We start from the raw sequence: 8,267 nt of genomic DNA on the forward strand, positions 1-8,267 counted from the left end.
GTACACATGTTTGTTGATAAAGCGAAGATTTATGTGAAGGGCGGCGACGGAGGCGACGGGCTTGTAGCTTTCCGACGCGAAAAGTATGTGCCTAACGGAGGTCCGGGCGGCGGCGACGGCGGCAAGGGCGGGGACGTTATATTCCGGGTGGATGAAGGGCTGCGTACGTTGATGGATTTCCGCTACCAGCGGCATTTTAAAGCAAAGCGTGGCGAGAAAGGCCGCAATAAAAGCCAGCATGGAGCCAATGCGGAAAATATGATTGTGCGTATTCCGCCAGGAACGGTCGTCATCGACGACGATACCGGAGAGGTGATTGCCGACCTGACCCGTCACGGGCAGCAGGTGGTCGTGGCCAGGGGTGGCCGCGGAGGCCGGGGAAATATCCGGTTTGCGACTCCGGCGAATCCCGCGCCAGAGCTTGCCGAGAACGGGGAAGAAGGTCTGGAGCGTTATGTTACGCTTGAGCTCAAGGTGATGGCTGATGTAGGACTTGTCGGTTTTCCGAGTGTGGGCAAGTCAACTCTTCTGTCCGTAGTTTCTGCGGCTCAGCCCAAAATCGGAGCCTATCATTTTACAACCATCACCCCTAATCTGGGCGTAGTCGAGGTAGAAGAGGGACGCAGCTTTGTGATGGCTGATCTCCCCGGACTTATTGAAGGGGCTCATACTGGTATTGGCCTCGGACATGAGTTTCTAAGACATATTGAGCGGACGCGGATTATTATTCATGTCGTGGATATGGCTGGCTCGGAGGGACGCGACCCGTTTGACGATTGGTTGAAAATTAATGATGAGCTGAAGCTGTATAATGCAGGGCTGGCCGAACGGCCGCAGATTGTGGCCGCGAATAAGATGGACATGCCGGAGGCCGAAGAGCATCTGGAGAGGTTTAAGGAACAGGTGGCAGCCGTTCGGCCTGACCTCGAAATTATGCCCATCTCTTCGCTGACCCGCCAAGGCGTGAAGGAACTGCTGTACCGAGCGGCTGATTTACTGGACCAAATACCGGAAGAACCGGATGTGGAAGAGGTTGCGGAGGTGCAGGAGCGGAAGGTCTACAAGCTGGAAAAGGAAGAGGACGAGGGGTTTCGGATTGTGCGTGAAAACGAAACCTTTATTGTTGAAAGCCCGAAAATTGAGCGCATGATGAAGCGGATGCAGCTCAATTCCCATGATGCGATTCTCAAGCTGGCAAGAACGCTCCGGCATATGGGAGTGGATGATGAGCTGCGCAAAAGGGGAGCCGTGGACGGAACCATTGTCCGCATCGGCGATTTTGAATTCGAGTTCGTGGAAGGAAGCAGCTATTATTATTAAACGCTGGTTCATTTCTTTAAAATAGCTGTACAAGGGTGTCCCTGGCCGGGCACCTTTTTTTCAATAGGGTAATTACAATCATCTATTGCCCTCGCTTGTCAGATTCGTTATAATGTCCTCTATATATATACAAAAGTCTCTGAGGAGAGGACGAATGTGAAGGAACGCTATTATTTGGTGCGGGAAGACATCCTGCCTGAAGCCATTGTCAAAACCATTCAGGTAAAACAGCTTCTTGCCTCTGGAGACGTTAAGACGGTGCATGAAGCCGCTGAACAGATTGGCCTAAGCCGAAGTGCTTTTTATAAATATAAGGACGGTATCCATCTTATTAATCAGCTGGAACGGGACCGGATCGTGAATATTTCGCTGGATCTCGACCATCAGTCCGGGATGCTTTCCAAGGTTCTTGCTGTCATTGCTGATTATGGGGGAAATGTGCTGACCATTCAGCAGAGCATTCCTCTACAGGGCAGGGCCAATGTCGTCATCTCTGTTGAAATGTCCAGGCTCAGCGAAGAGCTGGGGAGCCTGCTCACAGGATTGCAGGCATTGTCCGGGGTCAAGCGCGTTCGTTTGATCGGCCAGGGATAGAGGGCAGTGATGTTATGAATAGAGGGGGAATCCGTGATGAAGCCGGTAAAGGTAGGGTTGTTGGGATTGGGGACGGTTGGAACAGGTGTGGTCCGTATTGTGGAGGGCAATCAGGAGGATTTGAGCAGCCAGGTAGGTTCCCCGATCGTGGTTGAGAAAATTGCTGTCAAGAGTGTGGAAAAGGCACGTTCCGTTGAGGTGGACCCCTCCAGGTTGACAGGAGACCCATGGGATGTGATCAACGATCCGGAAATCGATGTGATCATTGAAGTGATGGGCGGGGTGGAGCAGACCAAAGCGTATCTGCTGCAAGCGCTCGAGAACGGAAAGCATATCGTTACTGCCAATAAAGATCTGATGGCTCTGCACGGAGCCGAAATATTGGCCAAAGCGCAGGAGAAGCAATGCGACGTATTTTATGAGGCAAGTGTAGCCGGGGGGATTCCCATTATCCGGACGCTGATCGAGGGGTTCTCGTCCGACCGCATTATCCGCATTATGGGCATCGTTAACGGAACAACCAACTATATTTTGACTAAAATGAGTCAAGAAGGCGCTTCTTACGATGAAGTTCTCAAGGAGGCTCAGGAGCTCGGATACGCCGAGTCTGACCCGACTTCGGACGTCGAAGGTCTGGACGCTGCCCGCAAGATGGCCATTCTGGCCACGCTCGGTTTCCGTTCCAATGTGGAGCTTGGGGATGTCAGTGTTAAAGGCATCTCGCACATTTCCAGCGAAGATATCGCATTTGCCAAGAAGCTTGGTTATGAAATGAAGCTGCTTGGTATCGCAGATAGAAACGGTGACCAGTTTAACATTAGCGTACAGCCTACGATGGTCAGCCAGAACCATCCCCTTGCTTCGGTGAACGGGGTTTTCAACGCCGTATACGTTCATGGGGAGGCGGTAGGTGAAACGATGTTTTACGGGGCGGGTGCGGGCGAATTGCCGACAGCAACGTCTGTTGTGGCCGATCTCGTTGCTGTCGTTAAAAATCTGAAGCTGGGCGTCAATGGATTGAAGGCGATCAGCCCGTATAAGCCTAAGCTCCTTACCAGTGAAGAAGAGGTGTTCAGCAAAAATTTTATTCTGCTGCATGTGGACGACAAAGCCGGGGTGCTCGCTCAAATTACCCAGGTATTTGCCGAATTCGGCGTCAGCCTGGCATCGGTGGTGCAGCAGCCGAACGAGCATAATCCGGATGCGGAAATTATCATCATTACCCACAGCGCCAGCAAGGCAAATATGCAGAAGGTGCTTGATCACTTTGAATCGCTGGAAGTCATCCGTAAAATAAAGAGTGTATATCGGGTTGAGGGCTAGAATCCCCGTTGTGTTTCATTTTGCGGATATGAGATATTTTCATAACTGAGATGTGATGGTTGCAAGGCATCGCGAGTGGAGGCGGAAGGAATGTTCGATTCACCGGTAGTTAGAGTCCGGGTTCCGGCGAGTACGGCCAACCTGGGACCCGGGTTTGACACGCTGGGAATGGCTCTTAACCTGTATGCATGGATTGAAATGAAGCAATCCGATGAAACAAGATTTCATTTGTACGGGGATCAGCTTAAGGGTATTCCTGGAGACAAGTTCAATCTGATTTACGAAGTGGCGCAAATGGTTTTTAACGAAGCGGGGGTATCCGTACCGGAGCTGGAGGTATCCATGTATTCGGATATTCCTTTGACCCGTGGTTTGGGCAGCAGCGCATCCGCGATTGTTGGTGCACTGGCTGCGGCGAATGCCCTGATCGGTTCCCCGCTGTCCGATGCCAAGCTGTTTGATATGGCCACGGTTATAGAGAAGCATCCGGACAATGTGGGCGCTTCCTTGTATGGAGGGATTATTACAGCAGTATGGGATGGTGTGCATGCCCAATGCATAAGGCTGGACCCGGGTGATCATCTGGAAGCTCTGGTTGTCATTCCGGGATTCGAGCTGGCGACCTCCAAGGCGAGAGGTGTGCTGCCAGCGGAATTTTCGCTGCAGGATGCCGTGTATAATATCAGCCGTTCCTCTCTTCTGGTAGCAGCTTTAGCTGTAGGGAATCTCGAGGTCATTGCAGAGGCTATGAAAGACCGGATTCACCAGCCCTACCGGGCTGCTCTGGTTCCAGGCATGGCGGAAATATTGAAGGAAGCGCCGCGCCATGGAGCGCTTGGGGCCGCCTTGAGCGGGGCAGGCCCGACCCTGCTGGCGCTGGTAGACCGGCGTGAGCAGCGGAAGGCAGAGCTGGAGCGTTTTTTGAAGGAAACGATGCAGCGCGAATCCGTCCCGATCCGTATGATGTGGCTTAAGCCCGAAGCGCAGGGGGTAAAAGTCTACACAGACGCAGAAAGTGGTCGTTCGTTTTTGGATATGATAAAGGGGGAAAGCGTGCTGTGACACGTATTGCAGTTTTGCCGGAGGGCTCGGTTTCTCATGAGGCGGTGGATTACCTGCTAGGGGATCAGTCTTGCGAACTGGTTCACTACCAGCAAATCACGGAGGTTTTCCGTTCCACAGACAGCGGAAATACCGATTACAGTGTCATTCCGATTGAGAATACGATCGACGGGTCAGTGAGTCTACATATGGATTGGCTGGTTCATGAAGTGGATATTGCCATGCAGGCGGAATGGATTTATCCGTCCATTCAGAATTTGATCGGGCATCGAAAGGAATTTTTAGATCAAGCAGGCCAATTGGACTTAAGCAAAATTACCAAGGTCATGTCGCATCCGGTTGCCCTGCCGCAGTGCCAGCAGTTTATACGGGAGCATATGCCGCATGCCGAGCTGGAGAGCACCGGCAGTACGGCGGAGGCAGTAAAAATCGTTAAACGGAGTCCGGGTAAGGGCTGGGCAGCGATCGGAACCCGTTTGGGCGCGGCTACACATGATTTGGATATTTTGGCTGAGGGGGTGACAGACCATCACAACAATTTCACCAGATTTGTGTTGATTGGACACCATCCGATAGAGCTGCAGCGGAAGCCGAAAGGATACAGGACCAGTGTTCTGGTTACGCTGCCTGAGGATTTTCCGGGAGCTCTGCACCAGGTGCTGTCGGCCTTCGCCTGGCGCCGGTTGAACCTGTCGAGGATTGAGTCGCGTCCGACCAAGAGGCAGCTTGGCAGTTATTATTTTTACATTGAAGTCATGGAATCCTTGGAGTCGGTGCTGCTTACGGCGGCTTTTGCAGAAATTGAGGCGTTGAAATGTCAGGTCAGAATTCTCGGTTCTTATCCAAGCTATGCATATGATAAAACATTGAACTCTTGTGATGAAGCAGGAAAAAGCGGAGGTGTCCTTAATGACTGAGCAATGGATATATTTAGATGGGGAATATGTAACGAAAGAAAATGCAAAAGTATCGGTCTATGACCATGGTTTCTTGTACGGTGACGGGATATTTGAAGGTATTCGCATTTACAATGGCAACATTTTTAAATGCAAGGAGCATTTAGACCGGCTTTATGATTCGGCCCACTCCATTCAACTCAACATTCCGCTTTCCCGGGAGGAAATGCTTGAGGCAATGGCGGAAACGATCCGCCGCAACGATATGCACAGCGGTTATATCCGGCTGGTTGTGTCGCGTGGCCCTGGCAACCTTGGTCTGGACCCGCTTCGCTGCCCGAAAGCCAGCGTCATTATTATTGTGGAAGAGCTGTCGATCTATCCGGAGGAAGCCTATCTTACCGGTCTAAAAACGATATCGGTATCCCAGCGACGCAATATTCCAGATGCGCTGAATCCAAAAATCAAATCGCTTAACTATTTGAATAACATTCTGGTTAAAATTCAATCCAACTACGCCGGTGCTGGTGAGGCGATCATGCTGAATTCCCAGGGATATGTAACGGAAGGATCTGCAGATAACATTTTTATCGTTAAAAACGGGACGGTATTCACGCCTCCATGCTATTTGGGTGCTTTGGAAGGCATTACCCGCAACGCCATTATCGATATTTGCAGCGAGCTTGGTTATGCACTGAAGGAGCAGCCTTTCACTCTGCATGACGTCTATGTGGCCGATGAGGTATTCTTCACCGGTACGGCTGCGGAAGTGATTGCCGCAAACGAAGTGGACGGACGGATGATTGGAACGGGGGCTGCGGGTCCGGTTACTTTGAAGCTGCTGGAGGAATTCCGCAAAATTGTAAATCTCGACGGTTATAAAGTTTGGGAATCCTAATTCCATCGTGTGCTGCCTCAGGAGCGGGTATTCTTGCTCCGGGGGCAGCTTTTTTTCAGATTTTTTTTGAATAGGGATGTCATTCGCCTACTGCGTGCATAAGATGTTATTAACGATAAGCGGGCACAGGTCAGCCCGTAAACGAACGTTTAGGAGGTTTTGACACCGTGAAAATACACATCCTCAAAAAAGGGGAGTCATTGTATGAGCTATCGCAAAAATATAAAATCCCCCTTGAGCAGTTGATCAGTGCCAATTCGCATATTACAAATCGGGATGAAGTCATGGCAGGCACCAAAATCAAAATTCCGTCCCCGGCGTCGGCCGCTATGCCTGCACCGCCCATGGCGGTGGCTTATCAACATAAGGTAAAACAAGGAGACACCCTTTGGAAGCTTGGGAAAGCGTGGGGGATACCGCTGAAGGACATGATTGACGCGAATCCCCAGCTTAAAAATCCTAATGCTCTCATGACCGGCGAGATTGTTAATATTCCAAAAGCTGAAGGTACACAGGCAGATCCAGGGCAAACCAATGCCTCGGAAAATCAGGCAGGCGGAAATGTGAAGTTGCCGCTGAATAAAAAAAATACCGGAGTAAAAGAGGAGAATACATCCAACCCGGAAATGCCTTATGAAATGTTTGAAATGCCCGAGATTCCCGAGATGCCAAATATTCCGCAAAAACTTCCTGAGAACGAGAATGTGATGGAGGAAGCTGAAAACAAAGAGAAGGAAAACGAAGCAGTGGAAAATGCAAACATAGAAAATACAGATAATACAGACAGTACAGAAAATACAAATGCGGCTATCTCTCTTGAAAATATCTATCAGAGCCCCGAAACAAATAAGCCGTTCGAAATGCCGATTTACGAGACGTACTCCCCTCCCTATGTGGCTCAATCAGAGGTTAATAATATGTATCCCGGAATTATGGCTGAGCATGTCAACCCGAACATCCCTGCTCCAACTGCAGTAAATCCGGCTTACTATAAACCGTATAGTGAAGAAAATAAACCTTATAGCGCTAACATGATGTATTCGAACTATCCCTATGGAGAAAATTCAGCATTCAAGCCGCAGTGGGAAACTGGCATGACATCGCCAGTGAATTCGCAATTCGGTGAGCATCATTATTACACTTACCCGAGTGCCGGCTATACTCCTACAGCGAATCCGTACCCGGCAGGGGAATCCTTTGCCTCTCCGGTTTATTCTCACCCCTACTACCCGTCGATGCATACTGCTGCTTCCAATATTCCTGCACACAACGATCCGTATGTGCCTATGACTTATTCACCGTATACAAGCGCTCCATCATTTCCGCCGATTTATTATCCGCCCGGGTATCCGCAACCGTATGGATATCGTACGGAGTTGAACCAAGCTTCTCCATGGACGGTGCCCCTGCAAGAGGGGAAAATTCATGCCACCGGGTTGGCAAACGAAATCACAGCCGAGCCGGAGCAAGCTTTAGCCAGTGTTGCTGAAAGTACAGCGAAAGCAAAAATCTCCAATAAAAGCAATGGCTTAGACAAAAGATTCAACGAACGAAGAGCAGGAAATCAACGAAAACGGACGGCAAAACCAAAACGCAAAAACCCCTGGATCAAGAGATGACAGACTCTCGTAAAAGAACGGAATGTTTACATCCGTTCTTTTATGTTTTTTTGCTGTAATTAAGTACGGTGATAAGAAAATATAATTAAAAAAATGCTTGTATCATAATGCTAGATGTGATATATTCTAATTCCGGCCAAAATGAAACAAAAACTTTGAAAAGATACTAAAAAAAAGTGCTTGCCAAAATGGTCGTGAGATGATAAGATATAAAAGTTGCTGATGCGATGAGCTAAAGCAAAGAAAAGTTTGATCTTTGAAAACTGAACAACGAGTGAGTAGGTTTTACATCGTAAAACCGATCCGTGAAGCCATTTGGTTCGTGTCTATGACAGAATAAATGGCGGAGCGAAAAATGAGATATCAAATCTCGTCAGATTCAAATGAGCTTAATCGCTTTTGCAATAGACTGAATTTCATTCATCCGCTCTGTACGAGATGGACCGAATGGAATGCAGGGACGATCATTCTTTGGATGATCTTTATTGGAGAGTTTGATCCTGGCTCAGGACGAACGCTGGCGGCGTGCCTAATACATGCAAGTCGAGCGGACTT

Annotated in this window: 7 protein-coding genes and 1 rRNA gene; all 8 read left to right on the forward strand. The window is 49.4% G+C overall.

All coding sequences use genetic code 11. The features are described 5' to 3' along the window. The first annotated feature begins 6 nt into the window (after positions 1-6). Positions 7-1,320: a GTPase ObgE gene (obgE, locus tag ACE41H_RS10985; protein ID WP_375355272.1), complete on the forward strand. Its 1,314-nt coding sequence runs from the start codon at positions 7-9 to the stop codon at positions 1,318-1,320. Positions 1,321-1,476: 156 nt separating this feature from the next. Next, positions 1,477-1,914 (forward strand): ACT domain-containing protein, encoded by a 438-nt coding sequence (locus tag ACE41H_RS10990; RefSeq protein WP_375355273.1) that lies wholly within the window; start codon positions 1,477-1,479, stop codon positions 1,912-1,914. A gap of 36 nt (positions 1,915-1,950) precedes the next feature. Beyond that, entirely contained in the window at positions 1,951-3,237 is a 1,287-nt protein-coding gene (locus ACE41H_RS10995; protein WP_375355274.1) for a homoserine dehydrogenase, read from the forward strand. A gap of 90 nt (positions 3,238-3,327) precedes the next feature. Continuing rightward, positions 3,328-4,299 carry a homoserine kinase gene (gene thrB, locus ACE41H_RS11000; protein WP_375355275.1) on the forward strand — a complete coding sequence of 324 codons (972 nt, stop codon included), beginning with the start codon at positions 3,328-3,330 and terminating at the stop codon, positions 4,297-4,299. Further along, positions 4,296-5,216, forward strand: a complete 921-nt coding sequence (gene pheA, locus ACE41H_RS11005; RefSeq protein WP_375355277.1) for a prephenate dehydratase — start codon at positions 4,296-4,298, stop codon at positions 5,214-5,216. The genes thrB and pheA overlap by 4 nt, the downstream gene beginning before the upstream one ends. Then, complete coding sequence (gene ilvE, locus ACE41H_RS11010; protein WP_375355278.1) at positions 5,209-6,093, forward strand: branched-chain-amino-acid transaminase; 885 nt, start codon at positions 5,209-5,211, stop codon at positions 6,091-6,093. Before pheA ends, ilvE begins: the two co-directional genes overlap by 8 nt. A 167-nt stretch (positions 6,094-6,260) precedes the next feature. Further along, on the forward strand, positions 6,261-7,712 hold the full coding sequence (locus ACE41H_RS11015) for a LysM peptidoglycan-binding domain-containing protein (RefSeq protein ID WP_375355280.1): 1,452 nt from the start codon (positions 6,261-6,263) through the stop codon (positions 7,710-7,712). A gap of 482 nt (positions 7,713-8,194) precedes the next feature. Further along, positions 8,195-8,267: ribosomal RNA gene (locus ACE41H_RS11020) — 16S ribosomal RNA — on the forward strand; the annotation flags it as partial.

The organism is Paenibacillus enshidis, assembly GCF_042136365.1.
In the GTDB taxonomy this organism is placed as follows: Bacteria; Bacillota; Bacilli; order Paenibacillales; family Paenibacillaceae; genus Paenibacillus; species Paenibacillus enshidis.

Excerpts from the sequence above, each read along its gene's own strand:
- obgE (WP_375355272.1), top strand. The coding sequence starts at position 7 with ATGTTTGTTGATAAAGCGAAGATTTATGTGAAGGGCGGCGACGGAGGC.
- ACE41H_RS10995 (WP_375355274.1), top strand. The coding sequence starts at position 1,951 with ATGAAGCCGGTAAAGGTAGGGTTGTTGGGATTGGGGACGGTTGGAACA.
- thrB (WP_375355275.1), top strand. The coding sequence starts at position 3,328 with ATGTTCGATTCACCGGTAGTTAGAGTCCGGGTTCCGGCGAGTACGGCC.
- ilvE (WP_375355278.1), top strand. The coding sequence starts at position 5,209 with ATGACTGAGCAATGGATATATTTAGATGGGGAATATGTAACGAAAGAA.